The sequence below is a fragment of the Candidatus Obscuribacterales bacterium genome (genome assembly GCA_036703605.1).
Taxonomy (GTDB): Bacteria; Cyanobacteriota; Cyanobacteriia; order RECH01; family RECH01; genus RECH01.
Map to the genome: position 1 here is coordinate 1 of DATNRH010000422.1, position 1,310 is coordinate 1,310.

Annotated in this window: 1 protein-coding gene; it reads left to right on the forward strand. The window is 53.2% G+C overall.

Annotated elements, in window-relative coordinates:
- Nucleotides 1–25 precede the first annotated feature (25 nt).
- A partial coding sequence (locus V6D20_08705) for a hypothetical protein (GenBank protein HEY9815861.1) occupies nt 26–1,310 on the forward strand: 1,285 nt, incomplete at its 3' end.

The following is a 1,310-nucleotide window of genomic DNA, read 5'->3' on the forward strand; positions in this document are numbered from 1 at the left end:
AGTCGCGCCACACCCGCTGTTCGGAATGGTTTACGCCGCCGAACGTGCGTTTCTACACGGCGACGCCGATGGTGCCAGGAGTCTAGGCTACCTAGCTCCAATCACTCGTGCACTTGCCGCTACAACCGGCACAGTGTTGGAACCCTGGTTGTGGTTACGTGATCCCAAGACGGGAGAGCGTATACCCTGGACCGGAGGTGACCAGTGGGAACAGGCGAAGGCCACCAAGCGATTGGCCTGGCTTCAGAAGTACGGTGCAGAGACCGGCATAAGGCCGGAGGAAGCGTTCTTAGGTGGTGCCACAAGGTTTGGCGACGCTTACGGGCGCGGACTGAACGAAGTTCTCTCTCAACGACAAATACCCGTACTTGGCTCGTTCTTGTTCGGCATTAAACTGGGAACTATGAGTGATTGGGAGAGAGAACTTTTCGATGATGCATCTACATTCTTTAAGATAGACCCTGAGAATAAGTTAGCACGAAAAGGACTCTTGATTGAAAAGCCTTGGCTGTCTACGTATTGGATGTCGAAGCCTAACGAGGCCAATCGCATCGCAATGTTGTACAAGGGGCTACAGGGACGCCTACCCCCGGGTACGACACAGGCAGCGCAGGATATGTTTGACCAGGTAGGGCTAGACAAGTACATCAGGGAGGGCTTTGACTGGAACCTGCCGGATGGTGGGATAGTTGAATGGGAACCGGACGACTATGACCAGTTTGTGAAAGGCACCCTGAGAATTGCGGAACTATTAAAGTACCCCGACATAGCTACCGGTAAGGAATGGCTACAGGCCAAGACCGATAACGAAAAGCTGTGGGCAGAGTACAATGAAAAGTTCCCGAAAGCTGAAGAGCAAGGCAAGGTATACTGGGCGATGCGTAATGCCGGCAATGAAGAAGCTGCCAACGACTACGCCCGCAAGGTGGGCCTGTTCGATGCCTGGAATTGGCGCGACACAGAGATGGTTGAGAATGACCTGCTCATCAAATACTACGCTGAGCCTTCAGATATAGACAGTGCTACCAAAGCCCTTGTGCGTGAGCAAGCAAACGCAAGGTGGCCCGGCATCTTCGATGTGGAATCCGGATACTTCCAGATAGATCCGGAAGATAAATCCGCACGAAGACGGTATCGTATCCAGCACCCCGAACTAGCCCAGTACTGGGATTGGAAGGGAGGCGCAGAAGACGCTATGCAGACACAGCTACTGGATGAGCGTGCAAAAGCTGGAATGGGGGCCCAGATAATGTACACAGATTACATTATCAAAGGCAAGCCAAGCGCAGCGCAGCGGGCAGCACTAGAAA